The 26,263-nt window shown below is 73.3% G+C and carries 21 protein-coding genes and 2 tRNA genes; 3 read left to right on the forward strand and 20 right to left on the reverse strand.

Translation table 11 applies throughout. The features are described 5' to 3' along the window. Positions 1 to 143: 143 nt before the first annotated feature. From TEK04_RS18085 to TEK04_RS18095, 3 genes are read right to left on the reverse strand one after another with little or no spacing between them, the layout of a single operon-like run. Positions 144 to 1,544: a vWA domain-containing protein gene (locus tag TEK04_RS18085; RefSeq protein WP_336405753.1), complete on the reverse strand. Its 1,401-nt coding sequence runs from the start codon at positions 1,542 to 1,544 to the stop codon at positions 144 to 146. Then, positions 1,544 to 2,425 carry an AAA family ATPase gene (locus TEK04_RS18090; RefSeq protein WP_336405754.1) on the reverse strand — a complete coding sequence of 294 codons (882 nt, stop codon included), beginning with the start codon at positions 2,423 to 2,425 and terminating at the stop codon, positions 1,544 to 1,546. Before TEK04_RS18090 ends, TEK04_RS18085 begins: the two co-directional genes overlap by 1 nt. A 7-nt stretch (positions 2,426 to 2,432) precedes the next feature. After that, complete coding sequence (locus tag TEK04_RS18095) at positions 2,433 to 3,698, reverse strand: glutamate-5-semialdehyde dehydrogenase (protein WP_336405755.1); 1,266 nt, start codon at positions 3,696 to 3,698, stop codon at positions 2,433 to 2,435. Between the two features lie 84 nt (positions 3,699 to 3,782). On the opposite strand from TEK04_RS18095, the gene TEK04_RS18100 reads away from it, so the two are divergent. Further along, the gene (locus tag TEK04_RS18100) at positions 3,783 to 4,322 is read left to right on the forward strand and encodes a GNAT family N-acetyltransferase (RefSeq protein ID WP_336405756.1); all 540 of its coding nucleotides are present in this window, start codon (positions 3,783 to 3,785) and stop codon (positions 4,320 to 4,322) included. 78 nt (positions 4,323 to 4,400) lie between these two features. Here the strand turns inward: TEK04_RS18100 and def are convergent, their stop codons facing one another. The 12 genes from def to TEK04_RS18160 form a co-directional block, all read right to left on the reverse strand. Continuing rightward, positions 4,401 to 4,880, reverse strand: a complete 480-nt coding sequence (def, locus tag TEK04_RS18105; protein WP_336405757.1) for a peptide deformylase — start codon at positions 4,878 to 4,880, stop codon at positions 4,401 to 4,403. Positions 4,881 to 4,894: 14 nt separating this feature from the next. Further along, positions 4,895 to 6,001, reverse strand: a complete 1,107-nt coding sequence (proB, locus tag TEK04_RS18110) for a glutamate 5-kinase (RefSeq protein WP_336405758.1) — start codon at positions 5,999 to 6,001, stop codon at positions 4,895 to 4,897. Next, entirely contained in the window at positions 5,998 to 7,470 is a 1,473-nt protein-coding gene (gene obgE, locus TEK04_RS18115) for a GTPase ObgE (RefSeq protein ID WP_336405759.1), read from the reverse strand. The genes proB and obgE overlap by 4 nt, the downstream gene beginning before the upstream one ends. A 127-nt stretch (positions 7,471 to 7,597) precedes the next feature. Then, entirely contained in the window at positions 7,598 to 7,873 is a 276-nt protein-coding gene (gene rpmA / locus TEK04_RS18120; protein ID WP_091244642.1) for a 50S ribosomal protein L27, read from the reverse strand. Positions 7,874 to 7,880: 7 nt separating this feature from the next. Beyond that, complete coding sequence (gene rplU, locus TEK04_RS18125) at positions 7,881 to 8,201, reverse strand: 50S ribosomal protein L21 (protein WP_092803544.1); 321 nt, start codon at positions 8,199 to 8,201, stop codon at positions 7,881 to 7,883. A gap of 246 nt (positions 8,202 to 8,447) precedes the next feature. Further along, on the reverse strand, positions 8,448 to 11,789 hold the full coding sequence (locus TEK04_RS18130; protein ID WP_336405760.1) for an Rne/Rng family ribonuclease: 3,342 nt from the start codon (positions 11,787 to 11,789) through the stop codon (positions 8,448 to 8,450). A 307-nt stretch (positions 11,790 to 12,096) separates the two neighbouring features. Further along, positions 12,097 to 12,864, reverse strand: a complete 768-nt coding sequence (locus TEK04_RS18135; RefSeq protein WP_336405761.1) for a TIGR03936 family radical SAM-associated protein — start codon at positions 12,862 to 12,864, stop codon at positions 12,097 to 12,099. After that, complete coding sequence (locus tag TEK04_RS18140; RefSeq protein ID WP_336405762.1) at positions 12,864 to 14,867, reverse strand: TIGR03960 family B12-binding radical SAM protein; 2,004 nt, start codon at positions 14,865 to 14,867, stop codon at positions 12,864 to 12,866. Before TEK04_RS18140 ends, TEK04_RS18135 begins: the two co-directional genes overlap by 1 nt. Positions 14,868 to 14,964: 97 nt before the next feature. After that, positions 14,965 to 15,372 (reverse strand): nucleoside-diphosphate kinase, encoded by a 408-nt coding sequence (ndk, locus tag TEK04_RS18145; RefSeq protein WP_336405763.1) that lies wholly within the window; start codon positions 15,370 to 15,372, stop codon positions 14,965 to 14,967. Between the two features lie 11 nt (positions 15,373 to 15,383). Next, on the reverse strand, positions 15,384 to 16,412 hold the full coding sequence (locus tag TEK04_RS18150) for a DUF3048 domain-containing protein (protein WP_336405764.1): 1,029 nt from the start codon (positions 16,410 to 16,412) through the stop codon (positions 15,384 to 15,386). Positions 16,413 to 16,485: 73 nt separating this feature from the next. After that, positions 16,486 to 16,890 (reverse strand): DUF4233 domain-containing protein, encoded by a 405-nt coding sequence (locus TEK04_RS18155; RefSeq protein ID WP_336405765.1) that lies wholly within the window; start codon positions 16,888 to 16,890, stop codon positions 16,486 to 16,488. Further along, entirely contained in the window at positions 16,887 to 18,269 is a 1,383-nt protein-coding gene (locus TEK04_RS18160; protein ID WP_336405766.1) for a bifunctional folylpolyglutamate synthase/dihydrofolate synthase, read from the reverse strand. Before TEK04_RS18160 ends, TEK04_RS18155 begins: the two co-directional genes overlap by 4 nt. 42 nt (positions 18,270 to 18,311) lie before the next feature. Between TEK04_RS18160 and valS the strand changes: the two genes are divergently transcribed. After that, on the forward strand, positions 18,312 to 20,891 hold the full coding sequence (valS, locus tag TEK04_RS18165) for a valine--tRNA ligase (protein ID WP_336405767.1): 2,580 nt from the start codon (positions 18,312 to 18,314) through the stop codon (positions 20,889 to 20,891). A gap of 182 nt (positions 20,892 to 21,073) precedes the next feature. On the opposite strand, the gene clpX is transcribed toward valS, so the two are convergent. The 5 genes from clpX to TEK04_RS18190 all read right to left on the reverse strand — a co-directional run bounded on the left by clpX (position 21,074) and on the right by TEK04_RS18190 (position 25,928). Then, on the reverse strand, positions 21,074 to 22,348 hold the full coding sequence (clpX, locus tag TEK04_RS18170) for an ATP-dependent Clp protease ATP-binding subunit ClpX (protein WP_336405768.1): 1,275 nt from the start codon (positions 22,346 to 22,348) through the stop codon (positions 21,074 to 21,076). 282 nt (positions 22,349 to 22,630) lie between these two features. Next, positions 22,631 to 23,257, reverse strand: coding sequence for an ATP-dependent Clp protease proteolytic subunit (locus tag TEK04_RS18175; protein ID WP_336405769.1), 627 nt, complete (start codon positions 23,255 to 23,257; stop codon positions 22,631 to 22,633). 17 nt (positions 23,258 to 23,274) lie between these two features. Beyond that, complete coding sequence (locus TEK04_RS18180; protein WP_432277355.1) at positions 23,275 to 23,907, reverse strand: ATP-dependent Clp protease proteolytic subunit; 633 nt, start codon at positions 23,905 to 23,907, stop codon at positions 23,275 to 23,277. Between the two features lie 248 nt (positions 23,908 to 24,155). Then, positions 24,156 to 25,757, reverse strand: coding sequence for a trigger factor (gene tig / locus TEK04_RS18185; RefSeq protein WP_336405770.1), 1,602 nt, complete (start codon positions 25,755 to 25,757; stop codon positions 24,156 to 24,158). Positions 25,758 to 25,854: 97 nt separating this feature from the next. Continuing rightward, positions 25,855 to 25,928: transfer RNA gene (locus tag TEK04_RS18190), tRNA-Pro, on the reverse strand. A 68-nt stretch (positions 25,929 to 25,996) separates the two neighbouring features. Here TEK04_RS18190 and TEK04_RS18195 point away from each other — a divergent pair. After that, a tRNA-Gly gene (locus TEK04_RS18195) sits at positions 25,997 to 26,067 on the forward strand. The last annotated feature ends 196 nt before the right edge of the window (positions 26,068 to 26,263 follow it).

Here is a 26,263-nt window from a genome sequence, read left to right on the forward strand (position 1 = left end):
GTCGCCGGCCGGGACCAGGTCCCCCCGGCCCTCGAGCGGAGGCGGTGTGGCCGCCTCCGCCGTGTCCAACGGGACTGCCTCGACTCGGTTACGGGGTCGCGGACATTTTCTCGACGCGCTTTACAAGATCGCGTGCAATGCACTCAGAGGGTGGTGACGAAGTCCGCCAGCTGGGCGGCATTGCGCACCTCGATCATCGGGATCACCCGGCTGTACTTGTCCGCCGCCGAGTCCCCGCTCCCCCACAGTCGTGCCGGCTCGGGGTTGAGCCAGTACGCCGAGCGCGACCGGCGCACCAGGTCGGCCAGCACGGGCACCCCCGGCTGCCGGTAGTTCGTGCGGCCGTCGCCGAGCACCAGCAGCGACGTCTTCGGCCCCACCGCCGTGGCCCACTTCTCGGCGAACACCCCGAAGGCGTTGCCGTAGTCGCTGTGCCCGTCGAAGGTCACGACCTCGGCCTCGCGGCCGATCCGCTGCACCGCGTCGGCGACGTCGGCCCCGGGGGCGAAGAACCTGGTCACCTCGTCGGTGGAGTCGACGAAGGCGAACGCCCGCACCCCGGAGAAGTGCTCGCGCAACGCCTGGGTGAGCATGAGCGTGAAGTGGCTGAACCCGGCGACCGAGCCGCTGATGTCGCACAGCACCACCAGCTCGGGCTTGTGCACCGCACGCGGCTTGTGGTGGGTCACCACCGGCACCCCACCGGTGGCCAGCGACGCCCGCACCGTCTTGCGGAAGTCCAACCGGCCCTCCCGGCCCAGCCGTCGCTTGGCCGACAGCCGCGCGGCCAGGCGCCGGGCCAGCGGAGCGACCGACCGGCGCAGCTCGGCCAGGTCGGCGGACTGCGCGCGCAGGAAGTCCACCTGGTCGGCCAGCGGCTTGACCGCCGTGCGGGCGACCCGGTCGCGACCGCGCTCGGCGGCCGAGCGGCGCCGCACCTCGGCCTCCACCGCGGCGCGGAACGCGGCCAGCCGCTCGCGCACGGTCTGCCGGGCGACCTGCTCGGCCAGCCCGCCCCGGTCGGCCCCACCGAGCAGGCCGTCGAGCAGCTGGGAGACGAGGGTGTCCGGGGACAGCGCCCGCAGCACCCGGTAGGAGAAGAACGACTGCCCGGACGGCGAGGGCTGGCCCTGCCCGAGCTGGTCGACGGCCATCCGCGCGAACCGCCGCAGGGCCTCCTCGTCACCGTCGAGCAGCCGGCGCAGCAGCTCCTCCCGCAGCTCGGCGGCCAGGGCTGATTGCCGGTCGGCGTCCGGGATCCCGTCGTCGGCGGCCGGCGCGTCCTCGTCGACCTCGGCAGGGTCGGCCGGCCGGTCCGTGAGCGGCCACCACAGGTCGAACAGCACGTCGTAGGTCGGCCGCTGGGCCGCGCGCTGCAGCAGGACGGCGGCCAGCCCGTGCCGCAGCTGCTCGCGGTCGAGCAGGTCGACGGCGGTGAGCACCGAGGCGGCGTCGACGGCGGCGGAGATGCCCACCGGGATGCCGGCCTCGCGCACCGCGCGCACGAAGCCGTCGAGGTGGGCCGGGAGGCCGCCGTCGGTCATCAGTTCAGCCGCAGCTCGGCCGCGGCGCGGGTCTGGTCGCTGGCGTGCTTGAGCACGACGCCGAGGGTCTCGCGCACCTCGTCGTTGCCCAGGGTGTCCAGGCCCAGGGCCAGCAGCGTCTGCGCCCAGTCGAGGGTCTCGGAGATCGACGGCGACTTCTTCAGCTCCATGGCCCGCAGCGCCCGCACGGTGCGCACCAGCTGCTCGGCCAGCCCCGGCGCCAGCTCGGGCACCCGGGAGAGCACGATCTCCCGCTCGCGCTCGGCGCTGGGGTAGTCCAGCGCCAGGTACAGGCAGCGCCGCTTGAGGGCCTCGGACAGCTCACGGGTGGCGTTGGAGGTCAGCACCACCATCGGCCGACGGGTGGCCGTGATCGTGCCGATCTCGGGGATGGTCACCTGGAAGTCGCTGAGCACCTCGAGCAGCAGGCCCTCGACCTCGACGTCGGCCTTGTCGGTCTCGTCGATGAGCAGCACGGTGGGGTCGGTGCGCCGGATGGCGGTGAGCAGCGGGCGGGAGAGCAGGAACTCCTCGCCGAAGACGTCGTCGTGCAGGTCCCCCCAGTCGGCGCCGTCGGTGCCCTGGGAGGCCTGGATGCGCAGCAGCTGCTTCTTGTAGTTCCACTCGTACAGCGCCCGCGCCTCGTCGAGGCCCTCGTAGCACTGCAGCCGGATCAGGTCCGACGACGTGGCCGTGGCCAGGGCCTTGGCCAGCTCGGTCTTGCCGGTGCCGGCCGGACCCTCCACCAGCAACGGCTTGCCCAGCCGGTCGGCCAGGAAGACCGTCGTGGCGATCTGCGGGTCGGGCAGGTAGCCCGCCGCGGACAGCCGGGCGGTGACGTCGGCGACGTCGGCGAAGTGGTGGGGCTGCTGCGGGGGCACGGGGCTCCTAACGGGTGTGGCCGTTGCCGGTCACGACGTAGGTGGTGGAGGTGAGCTCCGGCAGGCCGAGCGGCCCCCGGGCATGTAGCTTCTGGGTGGAGATGCCGATCTCGGCGCCGAACCCGAACTCGCCGCCGTCGGTGAACCGGGTCGAGGCGTTCACCAGCACGGCCGCGGCGTCGACCCCGGCCACGAAGGCACCGATCGCGCTCGCGGAGTCGGCCACGATCGCCTCGCTGTGCCCGCTCCCCCACGCGGCGATGTGGTCCAGCGCCTGCGGCAGGTCGTCGACCACGCGCACGGCCATGTCCATCGACAGGTACTCGGTGGCCCAGTCCTCGTCCGTGGCCGGGACGACGGAGGACAGACCGGAGCGGGCGGCCGCATCGATCACGGCGGGGTCGCCGTGCAGGGTGACCCCGGCGTCGGCCAGCGCGGTGAGCAGCCGGCCCAGCAGCGGCGAGTCGCGGTGCACCAGCAGGGTCTCGGCGGAGTTGCAGACGCTGACCCGGTGGGTCTTGGCGTTGAGCACGATCGCCTCGGCCATGTCGGCGTCGGCGGAGGCGTCGACGTACACGTGGCAGTTGCCCACCCCGGTCTCGATCACCGGCACGGTCGACTCGCGCACGACCCGCTGGATCAGCTCGGCGCCGCCGCGCGGGATGACGACGTCCACGAGCCCGCGAGCGTTGAGCAGCTCGCCCACCGAGGCGCGCTCGGCGGGCAGCAGCTGCACGCTGTCGGCCGGCAGCCCGGCCTTCGCCGCGGCCTCGGCGAGCACCTGCACCAGGACGACGTTGGTGCGGTAGGCCGACGCCGACCCGCGCAGCAGTGCGGCGTTGCCGCTCTTCAGGCACAGGCCGGCGGCGTCGACGGTGACGTTGGGCCGGGCCTCGTAGACGATGCCGACGACGCCCAGCGGCACGCGCACCTGGCGCAGCTGCAGACCGTTCTCCAGCGTCGAGCCGCGGACGACGTCGCCGACCGGGTCGGGCAAAGCGACGAGCTGGCGCAACGCCTCGGCCACCCCGGCGACCCGGTCGGCGTCCAACCTGAGCCGGTCGAGCATCGCGTCGGGGGTGCCCCCGGCTCGCGCGGCCTCGACGTCGGCGGCGTTGGCGGTCAGCACGTCGTCGGCGTGCGCGACCAGCGCGTCGGCCATCGCCAGCAGCGCGGCGTCCTTGGTGGCGGTCGGCAGCGTGCGCAGCACCCGGGCAGCGGCGCGGGCGCGACGTGCGGCGTCGCCGATCAGGGGCAGCTCGACCTCGGGCACACGCCCGACAGTACCGAACCGTCAGCCCTGACCGTGGACGGAAACCAGGTGAGGACGACGGCCCCGGCGGCCTACGGTCCGGGCATGACCGATGTGCCCCGCCTGCAGGACGGCGACGTGCTGCTCCGCGCCCACACCGAGGCCGACCTGCCGGCGGTCGTGGAGCAGTGCCAGGACCCGGACATGCAGCGCTTCACGAGTGTCCCCGTCCCCTACGCGGCCAGCGACGCCGCCGCCTTCCTCGACCACGTGCGCGCAGGCTGGGCCGACGGCTCGACCGCGTCCTGGGCGATCGAGGTCGGGGGCCGGTTCGCGGGCACGGTGGACCTGCGCCTCGGCGAGGGCTGGGCCGGCATCGGCTACGGCCTGCACCCGTGGGCCCGCGGCCGCGGGGTGATGACCAGCGCGGTCGGCCTGGCGTTGCGGTGGGGCTGCAGCGAGGGCGGGCTGGTCGGCGTCCGGTGGGAGGCCTTCGTCGGCAACGAGGCGTCGCGCCGGGTGGCCGAGAAGTGCGGGTTCCGGATGGAGGGCACCGCTCGCGGGTTCAGCGTCGCCCGCGGCGTGCGGCACGACGCCCGGATCGGCAGCCTGCTGGCCCCCGAGTGGCAGGCGTCCGCCTGTTGATCATCGGCAGGTGGCCCTCGGCGCGCCGAGGCCGGCCGCCACCCGACGATGATCAACGACGGGAGGGGCGGGTGAGCCTCAGCCGCGGAGGGCCCGGAAGGCGGCCTTGCGGGCGTCGCCGGTCAGCCGGTCGAGGAAGACCGTGCCGTCGAGGTGGTCGACCTCGTGCTGCAGGCACCGGGCCATGAGCCCCTCCCCCTCCAGCCGCAGCGGCGCACCCTCGACGTCGAAGCCCTCGGCCGCGCACCACATCGCCCGCACGGTCGGGGCGTACAGGCCGGGCACGGAGAGGCAGCCCTCGTCGCCGTCCTGGGTCTCCTCGGATCGCTCGACGACCACCGGGTTGACCAGGTGGCCGATCCGCCCGTCGATGTTGTAGCTGAAGACCCGCAGCGAGACACCGATCTGGTTGGCTGCCAGGCCCGCGCGGCCGGGGTGGTCGACGGTCTCCTCGAGGTCGCGCACCAGCCCGGCCAGCTTCTCGTCGAAGGCGCGCACCGGGTCGCAGGGGGTGCGCAGCACCGGGTCACCGAGCTCACGGATGGGACGGACAGCCACGGTCGCCGATCCTCTCAGGTGCCCACGAGCACCAGCTCGTCGCGGTGCACGACCGGTCGCCGGTGGTCGGGCTCGAGGTCGCCGGTGGACCGCCCGAGCAGCGCCGGCAGCTCCCGCGCGTCGTAGGACACCAGTCCCCTAGCCACGACGGCGCCGTCGGGGCCCACCAGCTCCACGGGGTCGTCGGCCAGGAAGTCCCCGGTGCTCCCCACCACCCCGGCAGCCAGCAGGGACGCCCCGCGCTCGCGAACCGCGGCGACCGCCCCGGCGTCCAGCTGCACCTGCCCACGGGGCCGGGAGGCGTACCGCAGCCAGAACTGCCGGGCCGAGGGACGGCGCCCGTGCGCGGCGAACAGGGTGCCCACCGGCTCGCCGGCGAGCGCGGCCGCGGCCTGCGGGGTGGACGTCACGAGCACCGGCACCCCGGCCTGCGAGGCGATGAGGGCCGCCTCGACCTTGGTGGCCATGCCCCCGGTACCCACGCCGTTGCGGGCGGCGGAGCCCAGGACGACGGCGTCGAGGTCCGCGGCCGAGCGCACCGTGTCGATGCGGGAGGCAGCACCCACCCGCGGGTCGCCGTCGTAGACCGCGTCGATGTCGGAGAGCAGGACGAGCGCGTCGGCCACCGACAGGTGGGCCACCAGGGCGGCCAGCCGGTCGTTGTCGCCGAAGCGGATCTCCTCGGTGGCCACGGTGTCGTTCTCGTTGACGACGGGCAGGACGCCGAGGGCCAGCAGCCGCTCGACGGTCTGCCGGGCGTTGCGGTAGTGGCCGCGGCGGGTGAGGTCGTCGGCGGTGAGCAGCACCTGGCCGACGGTGACGTCGTGCTCGGCGAACGCGTCGGCATAGGCCCGCATGAGCAGCAGCTGGCCCACGCTGGCCGCCGCCTGCGCGGTGGCCAGGTCGCGCGGGCGACCGCCGATACCGAGCGGGGACAGCCCGGTGCCGATCGCCCCCGAGGACACGAGCACGACCTCGCGTCCGGCCGACCGCAGCGCGGCCAGCACGTCGACCAGGGCCCGCAGGCGCTCGACGTCCAGGCCGTCCTCGAGCGAGGTCAGGCTGGAGGAGCCCACCTTGACGACCACCCGGTGGGCGGCCGCCACGACCTGTCGGCTCACTCGTCGTCCCAGCTGGGGTCGTCGCCCTCCGGCTCCAGCAGCTCGTACGGGGTGCGGCGACGGCGCTTGGCGGCCAGCCGCTCGTCGGCCCGCGGGCGGCTGTTGGTCTCCAGCCGGACGTCGGTGCCGCGGCCACCCAGGCCCGCGGTCTCCTCGACGGTGAGCGTGCCGGCGGGCAGCGTCGGTTCCCAGTCGAAGGTGACGTCGCCGACGGTGATGGCGTCCCCGGGGACGGCGCCGGCCGTGGCCAGCTCGACCTCCACGCCCAACCGGTTGAGCCGGTCGGCCAGGTAGCCGACGGCCTCGTCGTTCGAGAAGTCGGTCTGGCGCACCCAGCGCTCGGGCTTGACGCCGAGCACCACCCACCCGTCGGTGCGCGGGTCGGGCTGCACGGTGAACCCGCTGTCGTCGACGGCCCGCGGGGTCAACGTGATGCGGGTGGCCTGCGGGGCGGGCAGCGACGCGCGGTGCGCCTGCACCTCGCGGGCCAGGGCGTAACCGAGCTCGGGCAGGCCCTCGCCGGTGACGGCACTGATCGGGAAGACCTCGAGGCCGCGGGCCTCGAGGGTCGCGCGGACCAGGTCGACCAGCTCGCGCCCGTCGGGGACGTCGACCTTGTTCAGGACGGCGATGCGCAGCCGCCCGACGAGGTCGAGCTCCTCGTCGTACTCCCGCAGCTCGTGCTCGAGCGCGACGATGTCGCTCTCGGGGTCACGGCCGGGCTCCATCGTCGCCATGTCGACCACGTGCACCAGGACAGCGCAGCGCTCGACGTGCCGGAGGAACTGCAGGCCGAGCCCCTTGCCGGTCGAGGCCCCGGGGATGAGGCCCGGGACGTCGGCCATCGTGTACGTGACGTCGCCGGAGCGGATGACCCCGAGGTTGGGCACCAGCGTGGTGAACGGGTAGTCGGCGATCTTCGGCTTCGCCGCGCTCATCGCGGCGACCAGCGACGACTTCCCGGCCGACGGGAAGCCGACCAGGCCGACGTCGGCGACGCTCTTGAGCTCCAGCACGGCGTCGACGGCCTCGCCCGGCTCGCCGAGCAGCGCGAAGCCCGGGGCCTTGCGGCGGGCGTTGGCCAACGCTGCGTTCCCCAGCCCGCCCTTGCCGCCGGCCGCCAGCACCAGGCGGGTGCCCACGCCCATCAGGTCGCCCAGCACCTCGCCGCCGACGGAGACCACGGTGCCCTCGGGTACGCGCAGGACGGCGTCCTCGCCGCGGGCACCGTTGCGGTGGCCACCGGCGCCGGGCTTGCCGTTGGGGGCCTTCTGGTGCGGGTGGTGGTGGAAGTCGAGCAGCGTGTGCACGCTGGCGTCGACCTCCAGGACGACGTCGCCGCCGTCGCCACCGTTGCCGCCGTCGGGGCCGCCGAGGGGCTTGAACTTCTCGCGGTGCACGGAGCTGACGCCGTGCCCGCCGTTGCCTGCGGATACGTGCACGGTCACGCGGTCGATGAAAGCGGCCACGGTCGCCGCCTCTCTGCGCTGTCGGCCGTTGCGGGTGGTGCCGGTCTCCCCGGCTTCAGAACAGGACCGGGCCCGGCGGGTGATCCCGCCGGGCCCGTGTCGCGCGACCCCGTACCGGGGTCCTTCGTCAGACGGCCGGCTCGAGAGCCGGCTCGACGAGCTGCACGTTGACGACACGACGGCCGCCACGACGACCGAACTCGACCGCACCCGGGGTGAGGGCGAAGAGGGTGTCGTCCTTGCCGCGGCCGACGCCCAGGCCGGGGTGGAAGTGGGTGCCGCGCTGGCGGACGATGATCTCGCCGGCCTTCACGACCTGGCCGCCGAAGCGCTTCACGCCCAGGCGCTGCGCGTTCGAGTCGCGACCGTTGCGGGACGACGATGCGCCCTTCTTGTGAGCCATGGCGGCGTCAGCCCTTCTTCTCGGAACCGATGGCGGTCACCACGACCTCGCTCAGCGGCTGACGGTGCCCCTGGCGCTTGTGGTAGCCGGTCTTGTTCTTGAACTTGTGGATCTTGATCTTCGGGCCCTTGCCGTGCTCGACGATCTCGCCGGTGGCGGTGACCTTCGCCAGCGCGTCGGCGTCGCTGGTGACGGTGTCGCCGTCGACCAGCAGCACGACGGGCAGGGTCACGGTGTCGCCGGCCGACCCCTCGAGACGGTTGACGGTGAACCGGTCACCGACAGCCACCTTGTGCTGCTTCCCACCGGCCTTGACGACTGCGTACACCACTGACTCCTCGATAGGTCTTCGTTGTCCTGGGCGCACCCCGGGGTGAGCCGGTGTGCGGGACGGGCTGCTCGCGCGGCCGGGGCCACCGACCTCCACGCACGGGGCGCGGGGCAGCAGCCACTCCGGACGGAGCAACCCGGCAAGCGTACCCGAGGCCCAGGCCCGGGGTCGAACCCTGTGCCCGACATCGCGTCCGGGCGCCGGCGCCGGGGGTGGACGGGCCTCCCCCGGCGCCGGCCCGGGTCACACCGCGGGCGGTCCGGCGGGCCGGCTCGCGGCCCGCCTGCGGCGCGGTCGGGCCGCCGGTGCGGCCGGCGGCTCCACGGGCGCCGCCGGGTCCGCCGACGCGTCGTCGTCGGGGTCCACCGTGGGCTCGGGGGCCGCGTCGCCCTCCGTGCTGCTGGCCGGGGTCTCCTCGGACACCGCGTCGGCGGCCTCGGGCAACGCCCGGGTCACGTCCTCGGGGGTCACCACCGGCTCGTCGCCGCCGTCGTGGCCGGCCGCGCCGTCCCGCTGGGTCGCCCCGACCGGGTCCAGCTCCTCCGCCGCGGCCTGGTCGACCGCGCCGGCCAGCTCGTCGGGCTCGACGACCCCGGCCTTCTCCTGCGGGCCGGCGTCCTCCTGCGGGCCGGCCTCGTCGTCGGTGACGTCGGGATCCGGGCTCGCCACCGGGGCGTCGGCGGCTGGTTCGGCCGCTGCCTCGGTGGGGGCATCGATGGGGGCCTCGGTGGGCGCGTCGGCGGAGACCTCGGTGGCGGCGTCCGCTGCCGCACCGTGGCTGGCGGCCAGGACGGCGGCGTCCTCGGCGACCTGCTCGTCGCCGTTGCGGCCGCGGTTGCGGCGACCCCGGTTGCGACGGCCCGAGCGACCCGAGGGCTCCCTCTCGGTCTCCTCCCCGGCGTCGGGTCCGGTCGCCGGCGCCACCGACTCGTCGGTGGCCGGCTCGGCACCGCGGTCCTGGCCCCGCCCGCCGTCGCGGTTGCGGCCACCACCGCTGCCCGAGCCACCGTTGCCCGAGCCACCGTGGTTCCCGTTGCCCGAGCCCCCGTTGGAGCCGCCGTGGCCGGAGCCACCGTTGCCGCCCGAGCGCTTCTTCTCGTCGACCGGGTCGAGGTGGACGACGACGCCGCGCCCGCGGCAGTGCTCGCAGTTCTCGCTGAACACCTCGAGCAGGCCCTGCCCGACCCGCTTGCGGGTCATCTGCACCAGGCCCAGCGAGGTGACCTCGGCGACCTGGTGCTTCGTGCGGTCGCGGCCCAGGCACTCGGTGAGCCGCCGCAGCACGAGGTCGCGGTTGCTCTCCAGCACCATGTCGATGAAGTCGATGACGATCATGCCGCCGATGTCGCGCAGCCGGAGCTGGCGCACGATCTCCTCGGCCGCCTCGATGTTGTTGCGGGTCACCGTCTGCTCGAGGTTGCCGCCGGAGCCGGTGAACTTGCCGGTGTTGACGTCGACGACGGTCATGGCCTCGGTGCGGTCGATGACCAGCGAGCCGCCCGAGGGCAGCCACACCTTGCGGTCGAGGGCCTTGAGCAGCTGCTCGTCGACGCGCAGGTCGCGGAAGACGTCGCCGTTGCCCACGTAGCGCTCCAGGCGCTCGGACAGCTCGGGCGAGACGTGCGCGACGTAGGCCTCGACGGTGTCCCACGCGTCGTCGCCCTGCACGACCAGCCGCTTGAAGTCCTCGTTGAAGACGTCGCGGATGACCCGGATGGCCAGGTCGGGCTCACCGTAGAGCAGGGTCGGCGCGTTGGTCACCGTCTGGGACTTGGTCTGGATGACCTCCCACTGCGCCTGCAGCCGGGCGACGTCGCGGGTCAGCTCCTCCTCCGAGGCGCCCTCGGCGGCGGTGCGGATGATGACGCCGGCGTCCTCGGGGACGATCTTCTTCAGGATGTCCTTGAGCCGCTGGCGCTCGACGTCGGGGAGCTTGCGGCTGATGCCGGTCATGGAGCCACCGGGCACGTAGACCAGGAAGCGTCCGGGCAGGTTGATCTGCTGGGTCAACCGGGCGCCCTTGTGGCCGATCGGGTCCTTGGTGACCTGCACCAGCACCTTGTCGCCGGACTTCAGCGCCTGCTCGATGGAGCGCGACTTGCCCGACAGGCCCGCGGTCTCCCAGTTGACCTCGCCGGCGTAGAGCACGGCGTTGCGGCCCTTGCCGATGTCGACGAACGCCGCCTCCATCGAGGGCAGCACGTTCTGCACGCGGCCGAGGTAGACGTTGCCGGCGAACGAGGTCGACTGGGCCTGGGTGACGTAGTGCTCGACGAGCACGTCGTCCTCGAGGACGGCGATCTGGGTGCGCTCACCCTGCTGGCGGATGACCATGGCCCGGTCGACGGCCTCGCGGCGGGCCAGGAACTCCGACTCGGACAGGATGGGCGCCCGGCGGCGTCCGGTGTCGCGCCCGTCCCGGCGGCGCTGGCGCTTGGCCTCCAGGCGGGTCGACCCGGAGACGCCCTTCACGGCGTCGTCGCTGGAGTCGCGTCCGTTGCGCCCGGCCCGCTCGGGGCGGTCGTCGTCGCTGCTGTCGTTGCTCTCCCCGGCGGACTCGCCCCCGCGACGCCGCCGACGCCGGCGTCGGCGCGTCCCCGACCCGGTGGCGTCGCCGTCGGTGTCCTCGGCGTCCTCGCCGGCGCCCTCGCCGTCGCCGTCGGCGGTGGCGGCGTCGTCGGTGCCGCCCTCGGACTCGTCGCGGTCGTCGTCGTCCTCGCCCGCCCGGCCCCGGCCCCGGCCGCGGCGGCCACGACGACGGCGGCGGCTGCCCGACCCACCGGCGTCGGCATCGCGGTCGTCGCCGTCGGTGTCGTCCGTGTCGTCCTCGGTGTCCTCGTCGGCGTCGGGCGCCGGCAGGACGACGGTCTCCTCGTCCTCGGCCGGGCGCTCCGCCTCGGGCGCCCGGCGGCGCGAGCGGCTGCGGCGCGGGCGACCGGACTGCTCATCCGCGCTGTCCTCGACGGCGCCCCGCTCCGCCCCCGGGTCGGCGGGCGCCTCGGTCGGTGCCTCGGCGGGGGTCTCCGCCTGGGTGCGGCGGCTGCGCCGGCGCGGCGCCGGGGGCGCCTGCTCGGCCTCGGCCGGAGGGGCGACGAAGGCGACGAACGCCGGCGCCGGGGGCAGCGCGGGAGCGGCCGGTTCCACCGAGTCCGGGTCGGCGGCGAGCGCGGGCCGGGTGGCGCGGCGGCGCGGACGCGCGGTGACGGTGCTGGTGTCGGCCGAGCTGAACTGGGCGCCGTACCGGGTGGTGGTCGGCTCGCCGACGACCCGGGACGGCGGGATGGCCGCGGCCTCGAGGGTCTCGGCGTCGGCCCGCAGCCGGAACTCCTCGACCGGCGGCTGCGACACCTCCTCGGCCGGGTCCTCGGTCACCGTGTCCTCGGTCACCGTGTCCTCGGTGGCCGGGTCCTCGGTGGCCGTGTCCTCGGTGGCCGGGTCGCCCGTCCCGGGGGCGTCCGGCGCCGGGGAGTCGTCGGGGCGGGGGTCGCCGGCGGCGGTGTCGGGCGGGGTGAGGTCCTGGTCCGGGCTGCCGGGCGCGGTGCCCTCGCTGGTCGGTTCGTTGCTGGTGTCGTCGGTGTCGGCCACGAAGGGCTCGCCTCCTGGTGCGCCCCCGGGCGCCGATCGTCGTCGACGACTGGCGGCCGCGCAGGGGCGCGGGTCGGGCGGGTCGGTACGCCGTGCGGCGCGCCGGGCCCGCGTGAAGTCTGTGCCGGGCCCCGGCCTCGTGGTCGGGCCCCGGTGGTGCAGGTGCAGTGCAGGTGCAGTGCTGGCTCGCGGGGTGGAGCGGTGCTGCCGGTGGTGCGGGTGCTGCTGGTGCAGAAGGCTGGGGTGCTCCGCGGCTGGCAGTTCGCGGCGCGGGCGTCGCCGTCGGCCGGCGGGGCGACCCTCCGGGTCAGACCGGCTGGGGCTCCCCCTGGCAGCGGGAACCGGCCTCGCGGTCCGGTCCGAGCGGGTCGGCCACCTCACCGCTGTCGTCGAGCCGGCCCTGCGCCTCACGCACGGCCCGGGGGGGCAACGGCGGGTGCAGGTCGGCGACGGCAGCCAGTGCGGCCAACACGTCGTCCGGTCGTACGGTCGGCGTCACCTGCCGTACGACCACGTGCAGTATGGCACGACCGGGCTCCTCGGACACCGCAGCCGAGACGACGGCGGCTCGGGCGTCGACGTCCTTGAGGCCGTTCTTGGTGCGCTTGGCGATGGTCACGACGTCGGCTGCGAGCAGCTGCTCGACGGCCGCGGCGAGCTCGGCCGGGTCGACCTCGGCCAGGTCGATGCGCCAGCGGGTGGCGTCGAGCCGCTCGGCGAGACCGCCGGCGCCCTCGGCCGCCTCGACGCACTCCACGACGTCGATGCCCGGGGGCAGGGACGCGTCCAGGGCCAGCCGCACCGCCTCGGGGTCGCAGCGGGCCGCCAGCCCGATCTCGACGTACTCGGCCTCCGACGCCGCACCGGTCGGCGCCGCGCCCATGTAGCTGATCTTGGGGTGCGGGCTGAACCCCGCCGAGAACGCCATCGGCACCTGCGCCCGGCGCAGGGCACGCTCCAGCGCCCGCGCGAGGTCGCGATGGCTGGCGAACCGCAGCGGGCCGCGCTTGGTGTAGCGCAGCCGCAGCTTCTGCACGGTGGGCGGCGGCGGGGGGCCGTCGGGCTGGCGGGCCATCAGTGCGTGTGCACCGGGTCGGGCACGGCACCCTCGACGTCGACGTCGACCTGGGCACGCACCTGCGGCCGCGGGCCGGCCCCGACCGGGGTCAGCGGGATGAGCGAGCGGCCGGTGGGGCCGATCTGGATCTCGGTGCCCATGGTCGGGCAGACGCCGCAGTCGTAGCAGGGGGTCCACCGGCAGTCGGCGACCTCGTCCTCGTTCAGCGCCTCCTGCCAGTCGTCCCAGAGCCACTCCTTGTCCAGGCCCGACTCGAGGTGGTCCCAGGGCAGCACCTCGTGCTCGCCCCGCTCGCGGACGGTGTACCAGTCGAGGTCGACGCCGAAGGGGGCCAGCTCCTCGGCGGCGGCGGTGACCCAGCGGTCGTAGGAGAAGTGCTCGCTCCAGCCGTCGAAGTGCCCGCCGTCGCGCCACACCCGCTCGATGACCCGGCCGACGCGGCGGTCGCCGCGGGACAGCAGGCCCTCGACGACGCCGGGCTTGCCGTCGTGGTAGCGGATCCCGATGGAGCGGCCGATGCGCCGGTCGGCATTGATGGCCTCGCGCAGCACGCGCAGCCGGTGGTCGATGGTCTCGGCCGAGGCCTGGGCCGCCCACTGGAACGGGGTGTGCGGCTTGGGCACGAAGCCGCCGATCGACACGGTGCAGCGGATGTCCTTGGACCCGCTCGCCTCGCGCCCGGCCCGGATCACCTCGACCGCCAGCTCGGCGATCTCCAGGACGTCCTCGTCGGTCTCGGTGGGCAGACCGCACATGAAGTAGAGCTTCACCTGCCGCCAGCCGTTGGCGTAGGCGGTGGTGACGGTGCGGACGAGGTCGTCCTTGGAGACGGTCTTGTTGATGACCCGGCGGATGCGCTCGCTGCCGCCCTCGGGGGCGAAGGTGAGGCCCGAGCGGCGGCCGTTGCGGGACAGCTCGTTGGCCAGCGTCACGTTGAACGCGTCCACCCGGGTGGAGGGGAGCGACAGCCCGGTGTTGGTGCCCTCGTACCGGTCGGCGAGCTCCTTGGCCAGCTGCCCGATCTCGGAGTGGTCGGCGCTGGAGAGGGAGAGCAGGCCCACCTCCTGGTACCCGGTGGCCTTCAGCCCGGTGTCGACCATCGACCCGATGCCGGTGATGGTGCGCTCGCGCACCGGACGGGTGATCATGCCGGCCTGGCAGAAGCGGCAACCGCGGGTGCAGCCGCGGAAGATCTCCACGCTCATGCGCTCGTGCACGCTCTCGGCCAGCGGCACCAGGGGCTGCTTGGGGTAGGGCCACTCGTCGAGGTCCATGACGGTGCGCTTGGTGATCGTCGCGGGCACGTCGTCGCGGGTGCGGTCGAGCGAGGCGATCGTGCCGTCGGGGGCGTAGGCCACGGCGTAGAACTGCGGCACGTAGACGCCCTCGACGCGGGCCAGCCGGGCCAGCAGCTCGGCGCGGCCGCCGGGCCGGCCGGCCGCCGTCCAGGCGCTGTGCACGTCGGTCATGTCACCGACGACCTGCTCGCCGTCCCCGAGGACGGCGCAGTCGACGAAGTCGGCGACCGGCTCGGGGTTGAAGGCGGCGTGCCCGCCGGCGACCACGACCGGGTGGGTCTCGTCGCGGTCGACCGCGTGCAGCGGCACCCCGGCGAGGTCGAGGGCCTCGAGCAGGTTGGTGTAGCCCAGCTCGGTGGCGAAGCTGACGCCGAGGAAGTCGAAGGCGCGCACCGGACGGTGGTTCTCGAGCGTGAACTGGCCGACGCCGTGCTCGCGCATGAGGGCGGCGAGGTCGGGCCAGACGGCGTAGGTGCGCTCGGCCAGGGCGTCGGCGCGCTCGTTGAGCACCTCGTACAGGATCATCAGACCCTGGTTGGGCAGCCCCACCTCGTAGGCGTCGGGGTACATCAGCGCCCAGTGGACGGCGACGTCCTCCCACGGCTTGGTCTGGGCGTTCAGCTCGCCGCCGACGTACTGGATCGGCTTCTGGACCTGCGCCAGCAGCGGCTCGAGTCGGGGGTACAGGCTCTCGACAGTCATAGCGGCACCCAGGGTAGACGGGCGCGGGGGCCCGCAAGGCCCCCTCGCACGGTCCCGCCGCGAGCGTGCCCGCGGTGGGGGGCGAGGGGGTCCTCGTTCAGAGCGAGGGGAAGAACAGGCCGATCTCGCGCTGGGCCGACTCGGGGCTGTCCGAGCCGTGGACGATGTTGTTCTGCACCTCGAGGGCGAAGTCGCCGCGGATCGTGCCGGGGGCGGCCTTCACCGGGTCGGTGGCACCGGCCAGGGCCCGGAAGGCCTCGATGGCGCGAGGGCCCTCGGCGACCAGGGCCAACAGCGGGCCACCGGTGATGAAGTCGACCAGCGAGCCGAAGAACGGCTTCTCGCTGTGCTCGGCGTAGTGCTGCTCGGCGGTCTCGCGGGGCAGGGTGCGCAGCTCGGCGGCCACCAGGCGCAGGCCCTTGGCCTCCAGCCGCGAGACGACCTCGCCGACGAGGCCGCGGGCGACGCCGTCGGGCTTGACCAGGATCAGGGTGCGCTCAGTCACGAGGCCGCAGCCTACGGAACGACGGTGACCGTTCCGCTGCCGGTGGGCACGAGCTCCACCCAGGTGGTGCCCGGCGCCAGCAGCACCGGGCTGCCGTCGGGGGCGGTGAGGGCGATCGCGTCGCCCTCGGCACCCTTGGTCCACGTGATCGGCACGGTCCGTCCCGCGGTGGCGACCAGGCCCTCGCCGCCACGACCGGCCAGCAGGGTCTCGGGCACCGGGTTGCCGGCCGGGTCGACCGCGTCGGTCTCCACGACCTCGACCCGCAGGACGACGACGTTCGTGGCCGACACCTGGACGCCGTCGGCGGCCGTGGCCGGGGTGCCGGCCTCGGCGCGGGCCCAGGTGCGCGCCACCGGGTCCCAGCGCCACGACGGCGTGGCGGCCGCCGCCAGCTCCAAGTCCAGCCCGGTCGCCGCGCTCCCCTGGGCGATGGTCGTCTGCGTGCCGGCGGTCGGGGCGTAGCCGAACTGGGCGGCCGGCGGCGCCTGGTGCTCGGCGTCGGCGGCGGCGTAGAGGGCAGTGGGGTCGAGGTAGACGTTGTGCGGCGCCTGCCGCGGGCCCTGCCGGGCGAAGCCGTCGTCCCCGGCGTCGAAGCTGAACAGCTGCAGGCCGGCGGCCGACACGGCCGACAGGTACTGCCCCTGCCCGCCCGAGGTGGCGAAGAGCCCGTGCAGCGGGGCCGCGATCGCGGGGTCCATCGGACGGGTCGAGCGCACCGGGCCGATCGAGGCGGGCAGCTGCGACTGGTAGACCACCACGAACCGGCTGGTCCCGCCCTCGACGACCTGCTCCCAGACGATGTCGGCCTCGGTCAGCCCTGCCTGGGGTCGGGCGATCGGCGGGTTCTCGACCTTCACGGCCAGCGCCGCCCGGGGTGCCACGGCGTCCACCGGCAGCCCGGTGAGCGGCGCCACCGGCTGCGGGGCGGGGGTCGTGACCGGCGCCGCGGGCGGCGGCGTCGGTGCGGTGGTGCTGGGGGCCGCGGCGGGGGCCGGGTCCTCGCCCCCGCAGCCGGCCAGCAGCGTGAGGGCCAGCACCGCTGGCACCACCCGTCGGCGGATCCTCGTCGGGCGCACCGTCACTCCCCTGCTCACCGGACCGTCCTGCTCCCTATCGGCGGGGATCGTCGTCGACCGGCGCCGGGGCGTCCGGCGGCGGGCCGAACGGGGAGCCGACGAGGTCCTTGCGGATCTGCAACAGGTACAGCCAGACCAGCACGAAGACACCGCCCACGAACCACATCGCGTTCGAGTAGAGCCCGGTGAGCAGCAGGGGCACCTGCAGCACCGTGCCGACGAGCAGGCCCCGCGGACGGCGCTGCAGCCCGCTGGCCAGGACCAGCACCACCGCGAGCACGAGCAGGACGGTGAGCCGCACCCAGCCGAGCCCGTCGGACTGCACGATCCCCCGCGGCACGAACAGCACCGCGATGCCCTCCAGCAGCAGCACGGCCGCAGCTGCGCCCGACAGCGCCTTGGCCGCCCGCGCGGGGTCGGCCGCGCGCGGCGCGCTCATTTCCCCTTCCCGCCCATCAGCGTGCGGGCCTCCCCCGCCGTCACAACACTGCCGGTGACCAGGACACCGGACCCGCCCAGGGCGTGGTCGCGGCCGGCCTCGGCCAGCTCGATGGCCGACTCGAGGGCGTCGAACAGCTGCGGGTGCACGCTGACCCGGTCGGCCCCGAAGACGTCCACGGCCAGCGCGCCCAGTTCGTCGGCCGGCATCGCCCGCGGCGAGCTGTTCTGGGTCACGACCAGCTCGGCGCACAGCGGTTCGAGCTCGGCCAGCATGCCGGCGACGTCCTTGCCGCGCACGCAGCCCACGACCCCGACCAGCCGGGTGAAGTCGAACGACTCCCGCACCGCCGCCACCGTGGCCGCCATGCCCGCCGGGTTGTGCGCGGCGTCGACCAGCACGGACGGCGAGCTGCGCACCCGCTCGAGCCGACCGGGCGACCGGACGGCGGCGAAGGCGGCCCGCACGACCTCGGGGTCGACCGGCCCGCTCGCCGAGCCGGCGCCGAGGAATGCCTCGACGGCGGCGAGGGCCACGACGGCGTTCTGCGCCTGGTGCGCCCCGAACAGCGGCAGGTACACCTCGGGGTACTCCCCGCCCAGGCCCTGGATGCGCAGCTGCTGACCGCCGACGGCGACCTTCCGCTCCAGCAGGCCGAACTCCGTGCCCTCCCGGGCCACGACCGCCTCCACCTCGACCGCGCGGCGGACCAGGGACTCCAGCGCTCCGGGGGGCTGGTGGGCCAGCACCGCGACGACGTCGGGGCCGGGCACGCCCTCGTCGGTGGGCGGGGCGGGCTTGATGATGCCGGCCTTCTCGGTGGCGATCGTGGCGACGTCGGGGCCCAGGTACTCGGCGTGGTCCATCGAGACCGGGGTGACGACGGCGACCCGGGCGTCGACCACGTTGGTGGCGTCCCAGGTACCGCCCATGCCCACCTCGACCACGGCGACGTCGACCGGGGTCTCGGCGAAGGCGGCGTAGGCCATGGCGACCATGACCTCGAAGAAGGACATCGGGACGTCGGAGGACCCGTCGACCATCTGCACGTAGGGCGCGACGTCGTCGTGCACCTCGACGAACCGCTCGGCGCTGATGGGTCGCCCGTCGACCACGATGCGCTCGCGGATCGACTCCAGGTGCGGGCTGGTGAACCGCCCGACGCGCAGCCCGAAACCGCGCAGCAGCTCGTCGACCATCCGCGCGGTCGAGGTCTTGCCGTTGGTGCCGGTGACCTGCACGACCGGGAAGGCGCGGTGCGGGGAGCCGAGGAGGTCGAGCACGGCCGAGATGCGGGTGAGGCTGGGCTCGAGCCGGCTCTCGGGCCAGCGGGCCAGCAGCTCGGCCTCGACCCGGGCCTCGTCACGGGAGGTGGTCACTCCGCCCAGGATGCCAGTCGCGGCCCTTCCTAGGATGAGGGCATGTCCACCGACGTCACCGCCCCGGGCACCGTGCCCGACAAGCCCACCCTCGACGGCCTCGAGGCCAAGTGGGTAGCCGCGTGGGCCCGCGACGACGTCTACGGCTTCGACCGGTCCGCCGCCCTCGCCGCGCCGCGGTCGCAGACCTACGCCATCGACACCCCGCCGCCCACCGCCAGCGGGTCGCTGCACGTGGGTCACGTGTTCAGCTACACCCACACCGACATCGTCGCCCGCTACCACCGCATGACCGGCAAGCACGTCTTCTACCCGATGGGCTGGGACGACAACGGTCTGCCGACCGAGCGCCGGGTGCAGAACTACTACGGCGTGCGCTGCGACCCGTCGCTCCCCTACGACGCCGACTTCACCCCGCCGGAGAAGCCGGGCAAGGAGCAGGTGCCCATCAGCCGGCGCAACTTCGTCGAGCTGTGCGAGCAGCTCACCGCCGTCGACGAGGCCGAGTTCGAGAAGCTGTGGCGCCAGGTCGGTCTGTCGGTCGACTGGGGCAACGTCTACCGCACCATCTCCGAGACCTCCCGCGCGACCGCGCAGCGGGCGTTCCTGCACAACCTGGCCCGCGGCGAGGCCTACGCGCAGGAGGCCCCCACCTTGTGGGACGTCACCTTCCGCACGGCGGTCGCCCAGGCCGAGCTCGAGGACCGCGAGCGACCCGGCGCCTACCACCGGGTGGCCTTCGCCGGTCCCGACGGCCCGGTGCACATCGAGACCACCCGCCCCGAGCTGCTGCCGGCATGCGTCGCGCTGGTGGCCCACCCCGACGACGAGCGCTACCAGCCGCTGTTCGGCCAGACCGTGCGCACGCCGCTGTTCGGCGTCGAGGTCCCCGTCGTCGCGCACCGGCTGGCCGAGAAGGACAAGGGCTCGGGCATCGCCATGATCTGCACGTTCGGCGACCTCACCGACGTCACCTGGTGGCGCGAGCTCCAGCTGCCCACGCGGGCGATCATCGGCTGGGACGGCCGGCTGCTGGCCGACGCCCCCGACGGCGTCCCCGCCGAGGTGTACGCCGAGCTCGCCGGCAAGACGGTGTTCAGCGCCCAGCAGCGCGTGGTCGAGATGCTGCGCGAGTCCGGCGACCTCGAGGGCGACCCGCGGCCGATCACCCACCCGGTCAAGTTCTTCGAGAAGGGCGAGCGCCCCCTGGAGATCGTCACCACCCGGCAGTGGTACATCCGCAACGGCGGCCGCGACGCCGACCTGCGCGCGGCCCTGGTGGCCCGGGGCAAGGAGATCCAGTGGGTGCCCGAGCACATGCGGCACCGCTACGAGAACTGGGTCGAGGGCCTCAACGGTGACTGGCTGATCAGCCGCCAGCGGTTCTTCGGGGTGCCGTTCCCGGTGTGGTACCGCCTCGACGACGCCGGCGAGCCGGTGTTCGACCAGCCGTTGCTGGCCCCGGAGTCGGCGCTGCCGGTCGACCCGTCCTCCGAGGTGCCCGAGGGGTACACCGAGGACCAGCGCGGCGTGCCCGGCGGGTTCATGGCCGACCCCGACGTCATGGACACCTGGGCGACCTCGTCGCTGTCCCCGCAGGTCGCCTCGGGCTGGGACACCGACCCCGAGCTGTTCGCGCACGTGTTCCCGATGGACCTGCGGCCCCAGGCGCACGACATCATCCGCACCTGGCTGTTCTCCACCGTCGTGCGCGCGCACTACGAGCAGGACCAGGTGCCGTGGACGCACGCCGCCATCTCCGGCTTCGTGGTCGACCCCGACCGCAAGAAGATGAGCAAGTCCAAGGGCAACGCCACCACGCCGATCGACGTGCTGGAGAAGTACGGCACCGACGCCGTGCGCTGGCGAGCCGCCGGCGCCCGCCCCGGTGCGGACTCGCCCTTCGACGAGGTGCAGATGAAGGTCGGCCGCCGGCTGGCCATCAAGCTGCTCAACGTCGGCAAGTTCGTCCTGGGCAGCCTGGGGGCCACCGCCGACCTGGTGGGCGCCGAGGTCACCGAGCCGGTCGACGCCGCCCTGCTGGCCCGGCTGCGCGCCGTGGTCGAGGAGGCCACCGCCGCGATGGAGGCCTACAACTACACCCGCGCGCTGGAGGTCACCGAGACCTTCTTCTGGCAGTTCTGCGACGACCACGTGGAGCTGGTGAAGACCCGGGCCTACGGCGAGGACGGCGGCCCCGTCGAGGGCGCCACCTCCGCGAAGGCAGGCCTCGCGACCGCGCTGTCGGTGCTGGGCCGGCTGCTCGCCCCGGTGCTGCCCTTCGCCGCCGAGGAGGTCTGGTCGTGGTGGCAGACGGGGTCGGTGCACCGCGCCGCGTGGCCGACCGTCGACGAGCTGCCCGCCGGTGGTGACCCAGCGCTGGTGGGGCTGGCCGCCGAGGCGCTGGCCGCGGTGCGCAAGGCCAAGAGCGAGGCCAAGGTGTCGATGCGGGCGCCGGTCGAGTCCGCCGTGGTGCACGCCCCGGAGGCCGCGGTCGGGCTGGTCGAGGCGGTGCGCCGCGACCTCGTGGCCGCCGGCATCATCTCGACCCTGACCGTCGAGCCCGGCCAGGGCCCGCTGAGCGTCGACGTGGTGCTCGCCGAAGTCCCCGCTGCCGAGTAGTCGCCGCGGGGCGCCAGCCCGCGCGCCCTGTGGCGCTACAGGGATCCTGCGGCGCTGCAGGGGCACAGGATCCCTGGAGCGCCGCAGCCTGCGGGAGCCCACGGGTCCAGAGGGCGGCGCGCCCGGAACGCGAAAGGCCCAGGACCCCACAGGGTCCTGGGCCTCACGGCGTCAGCGGCGGGTCAGGCGGACTTCTCGCGGCGCTCGCGGACGGGCTTGCGCGGGACGATGGTCGGGTTCACGCGCTCCAGCACGACCTCGCCGGTGATGACGACAGTGGCCACGTCGTCGCGGCTGGGGATGTCGTACATGACCGACTGCAGCACCTCCTCGAGGATGGCCCGCAGCCCACGCGCGCCGGTGCCGCGCAGCAACGCCTGGTCGGCGATGGCCTCGAGGGCGTCGTCGGTGAACTCCAGCTCCACCCCGTCGAGCTCGAACAGCTTCCGGTACTGGCGCACCAGCGCGTTCTTCGGCTCGGTCAGGATGTTGATCAGCGCGGTGCGGTCGAGCTTCTGCACCGTGGTGATGACCGGCAGGCGGCCGATGAACTCGGGGATCATGCCGAACTTGAGCAGGTCCTCGGGCAGCACCTGGGCGATGGCGTTGGCCTCCTCGATCTCGGCCTTGCCGCGCACCGTCGACCCGAAGCCGATGCCCTGCTTGCCGGTGCGGGCCTCGATGACCTCCTCGAGCCCGGCGAAGGCACCACCCACGATGAACAGCACGTTCGTCGTGTCGATCTGGATGAACTCCTGGTGCGGGTGCTTGCGCCCACCCTGCGGCGGCACCGACGCCGTGGTGCCCTCCAGGATCTTCAGCAACGCCTGCTGCACACCCTCTCCGGACACGTCACGGGTGATCGACGGGTTCTCGCTCTTGCGGGCGATTTTGTCGACCTCGTCGATGTAGATGATGCCGGTCTCGGCGCGCTTGACGTCGTAGTCGGCGGCCTGGATCAGCTTGAGCAAGATGTTCTCGACGTCCTCGCCGACGTACCCGGCCTCGGTGAGCGCGGTGGCGTCGGCGATGGCGAAGGGCACGTTGAGCATGCGGGCCAGCGTCTGCGCCAGGTGGGTCTTGCCGCACCCGGTCGGGCCCATGAGCAGGATGTTGGACTTGGCCAGCTCGACGCTCTCGTCGCGGGAGGAGCGCTCACCGCCGGCCTGCACCCGCTTGTAGTGGTTGTAGACCGCGACCGCGAGCGTGCGCTTGGCCTTGTCCTGGCCGATGACGTACTGCTCGAGGAAGTCGTGGATCTCCTTGGGCTTGGGCAGCTCGTCGAACTTGAGGTCCGTGGACTCGCTGAGCTCCTCCTCGATGATCTCGTTGCAGAGCTCGATGCACTCGTCGCAGATGTAGACCCCGGGGCCAGCGATGAGCTTCTTGACCTGCTTCTGGCTCTTCCCGCAGAACGAGCACTTGAGCAGGTCGCCGCTCTCACCGATACGTGCCACCTGGCTGACCTCCGTGTCACAACGGGCCTGCTGGGAAGTGCAGGTCCCTCGTTCGTCGTCCCTGATCACCCCGCCGGCGGCGGGCCTCGTGCACGAGCCGGTGGTCACCGGGGATCGGGCGCTCGCCGACCGTACCGGCCATCTCCGACGTTCTCGGGCAGTGACGCACCCGGTGTTCTGCTGTCGTTCACCCCGAGTCGCACGAGCCCCGGGGACCCCCGGTGCACGCCTGCGACCGTAGGGCTCCGGAGCCTCAGGAGCGAGACCCCGGAGCCCACCGGGTCAGGCCGGGAGGGCGTTGAGCTTGCGGCTCTTGATGACCTCGTCGACGATCCCGTACTCCTTGGCCTCGTCGGCCGTCAGGATCTTGTCGCGGTCGATGTCCTTGCGGACCTGCTCCTGGGACCGGCCGGTGTGCCGGGCCAGGATCTGCTCCATCTGGGTGCGCACGCGCTCGATCTCGGCGGCGTGGATCTCCAGGTCGGTGACCTGGCCACCGGCCTCGCCCGAGGGCTGGTGGATGAGCACCCGCGAGTAGGGCAGCGCGAGCCGCTTGCCCTTGGTCCCGGCCGCGAGCAGGACGGCGGCGGCGGAGGCCGCCTGGCCCATGCAGACGGTCTGGATGTCGGGCCGGACGAACTGCATCGTGTCGTAGATGGCCATCAGCGCGGTGAAGGAGCCACCGGGCGAGTTGATGTACATCGTGATGTCGCGGTCGGGGTCGGTGGACTCCAGCGTGATCAGCTGGGCCATGACGTCGTTGGCGCTGGCGTCGTCGACCTGCACCCCGAGGAAGATGATGCGCTCCTCGAAGAGCTTGTTGTAGGGGTTCGACTCCTTCATGCCGTAGCTGGTGCGCTCGGTGAAGGAGGGCAGGATGTAGCGGCTGCTCGGCAGCTGGAAGCTCATGTCAGGTCCTCCGACCGTCAGTTCTCGGTGACCGGGTTGTCGGTCTCGGTCGTCGCGGAGGCCCGGGTGACCACGTGGTCGACGAATCCGTACTCCAACGCCTCCTGGGCGGTGAACCAGCGGTCGCGGTCGGAGTCCTCGTTGATGCGCTCGACGGTCTGCCCGGTGTGCAGCGACTGCAGCTCGTTGAGCTCGCGCTTGGTGCGCCGGAACAGGTCGGCCTGGATGGCGATGTCGGCCGCGGTGCCGCCGACGCCGGCCGAGGGCTGGTGCATCATGATCCGCGCGTGCGGCAGGGCGTAGCGCTTGCCCTTGGTGCCGGCGGTGAGCAGGAACTGCCCCATGGAGGCGGCCAGCCCCATGCCGTAGGTGGCGACGTCGCAGTCGATGAACTGCATCGTGTCGTAGATCGCCATGCCGGCGCTGACCGAGCCGCCGGGCGAGTTGATGTACAGGTGGATGTCGCGCTTGGGGTCCTCGGCGGACAGCAGCAGCATCTGCGCGGCCAACTGGTTGGCGATCGTGTCGTCGACCTGGGTGCCCAGGAAGATGATGCGCTCGCGCAGCAGGCGCTCGTAGACCGAGTCGCCGAGGTTCATCATGGTCCCGGCGCCGCGCATCACCGGCGCGGTCGGGTGTGTGGTGCTCACGTGTGCGGTGACCTCCGTAGGACTGTCGAGCAGGCGGTCTCGTGGGTGGTGGTGCGGTGGTGCTGTGGGCCGCCGGGGGCGGGTCGCGCCCGGTGCGGGCGGGCCCCTTCTCGGTGTCACGTCGACCCTAACGCGCACGTCCGACAGCCCACTCCCGCCACGGCCGGTGTTCGCCGAGGGCGCACACCCGCACAACGCCGACGCCCGCCCCACCGCGGTGCGGTGGGGCGGGCGTCGGCCGGCGTGGATCAGGACTCGGCGGAGGCCTCGTCCTGCGCCGCGGCCTTCTTCGGCGCGGCCTTCTTGGCGGGGGCCTTCTTGGCGGGGGCCTTCTTCGCCGCCGCCTTCTTCTTCGGGGCCTCGGCGGCGGCGTCGGCGGCGGACTCGTCGCCGTCGGCACCCGGGGCGTCCTCGGCCTCGTCCGCGGCCTTCTTCGCCGCGGCCTTCTTCGCGGGGGCCTTCTTCGCCGCCTTCTTCTTCGGCGCCTCGGCGCCCTCGGCGTCCTCGCCACCGTCGCCGGCCGTGGTCGTCCGGGGGCGCAGGGCCTCCAGGTCGACCTCGTTGCCCGAGGCGTCGGTGATGGTCGTGGACTCCAGCAGCTGGGCCAGGGCCTTGGTGCGGCGGACGTCGGCGACGAAGTCGGCGATGTTGTTGCCCTGCTGCAGCTGCTGCGCGTACTGCTCCGGGCTCATCCGGTTGCGCTGCGCCTGGGCCATGATCTGCGCGGACAGGTCGTCGTTGTCGACGGTGACCTCGCGGGCGTCGGCGATGGCGTCGAGCACGAACTGGGTGCGCACGGCGTTCTCGACGTTCTCGCGCATCTCGGCGTCGTAGGCCTCGCGGCCCTCGATGCCGGCCATCTCGAAGTAGGCGTCCCAGTCCATGCCGGCCTGCTGGAGCTCGCGCTCCATGGACTGGCTGCGCCACTGCAGCTCGCGCTCGACGAGGGTCTCGGGCACCGGGACCTCGATGACCTCGAGCAGGTGCTCGACCAGCTTGTCGCGGGCCTGGCTGCCCTGCTGCATGACCTTGACGCGGCCCAGCCGGATGCGGACGTCGTCGCGGAGCTCGTCGAGGGTGTCGAACTCGCTGGCGGTGGAGGCGAAGTCGTCGTCGAGCTCGGGGAGCTCCTTGGCCTTGACCGAGCGGACGGTGACGGTGACCTGGGCCTCGCGCCCGGCGGACTCGCCCGACAGCAGCGCGGTGGTGAAGGTGGCCGACTCGTCGACCGACAGACCGCGCACGGCCTCGTCGAGGCCCTCCATCAACGAGCCGGTGCCGACCTCGTAGGACATCCCGCTGGTGGTGCCGTCCTCCAGCACCTCGCCGTCGAGCGTGGCCTCCAGGTCGATGGACACGTAGTCGCCGTCGGCGGCGGCCCGGTCGACACCGGTGAGCACGGCGAACCGCTCGCGCATGGTGGTGACCTGGCCGTCGATCTCCTCGTCGGTGACCTCGACGTCGTCGACGGTCACGGCCAGGGCGTCGAGCTCGGGCAGCTCGAGGGTGGGGGCGACGTCGACCTCGGCGGTGAAGGCCAGGGTGTCGCCGTCGTCGAGGCGGGTGACCTCGACGTCGGGCTGGGTCAGCACCCGCACCTGGTTCTCGCGGACCGCCTCGGAGTAGACCTCGGGCACCGCGTGCTGCACGACCTGCTCGAGGACGGCGGCCCGGCCGATGCGCTGGTCGAGGATCCGGTTGGGGACCTTGCCCGGCCGGAAGCCGGGGACGCGGACCTGACGGCCGAGCTCCTTGTAGACCTCGCCGAAGGCGTGGTCCAGGTCGCCCCACGGCACCTCGATGGCGAGCCGGACCCGGGTCGGGCCCAGGTTCTCGATGGTGCTCTTCACAGTGCAGTGCTCCTCGGTGCAGACAGCAGGGGGTACGGCGAGACCACACATCACGCCGGGATGCCCGCCAGTCTCCCAGAGACCGGTGGGCGTCGTGTCGGGGTGACAGGATTTGAACCTGCGGCCCCCTGCTCCCAAAGCAGGTGCGCTACCAAGCTGCGCCACACCCCGTGGCGAGGGCCGAGTCTAGGCGCGACCACCTCGGCCGGACCTACCGCTACCCTGGGCGGCAACCTCTCGCGGGTGCAGCTCGATGGTAGAGCCCCGAGCCTTCCACGCGGGCCATGCCGGTTCGATCCGGTCACCCGCTGTTCACCCTGACCGGGGTGACTGCCTCCCCCACCGCCTCCCCCACCCAGTCGCTCCCGGCGGGACGCCTGGGATGCTCCTATGGATCGTCAAGTGGTTGCAGCGACCGATGTCGGGTTGATGATCAGGTAGTAGAGCTCGCGGGCGATCAGACGCTTGAGGCAGCGGATGATCTCCTTGGTCGACAGGCCTTCTTC

It is taken from the genome of Klenkia sesuvii (assembly GCF_037083825.1).
Lineage (GTDB): Bacteria > Actinomycetota > Actinomycetes > Mycobacteriales > Geodermatophilaceae > Klenkia > Klenkia sesuvii.

Coding starts and splice junctions, on each gene's coding strand:
- TEK04_RS18085 (WP_336405753.1), bottom strand. CDS start 1,544: ATGACCGACGGCGGCCTCCCGGCCCACCTCGACGGCTTCGTGCGCGCG.
- TEK04_RS18100 (WP_336405756.1), top strand. CDS start 3,783: ATGACCGATGTGCCCCGCCTGCAGGACGGCGACGTGCTGCTCCGCGCC.
- rpmA (WP_091244642.1), bottom strand. CDS start 7,873: ATGGCTCACAAGAAGGGCGCATCGTCGTCCCGCAACGGTCGCGACTCG.
- TEK04_RS18135 (WP_336405761.1), bottom strand. CDS start 12,864: ATGGCCCGCCAGCCCGACGGCCCCCCGCCGCCGCCCACCGTGCAGAAG.
- TEK04_RS18140 (WP_336405762.1), bottom strand. CDS start 14,867: ATGACTGTCGAGAGCCTGTACCCCCGACTCGAGCCGCTGCTGGCGCAG.
- TEK04_RS18155 (WP_336405765.1), bottom strand. CDS start 16,890: ATGAGCGCGCCGCGCGCGGCCGACCCCGCGCGGGCGGCCAAGGCGCTG.
- valS (WP_336405767.1), top strand. CDS start 18,312: ATGTCCACCGACGTCACCGCCCCGGGCACCGTGCCCGACAAGCCCACC.
- TEK04_RS18175 (WP_336405769.1), bottom strand. CDS start 23,257: ATGAGCTTCCAGCTGCCGAGCAGCCGCTACATCCTGCCCTCCTTCACC.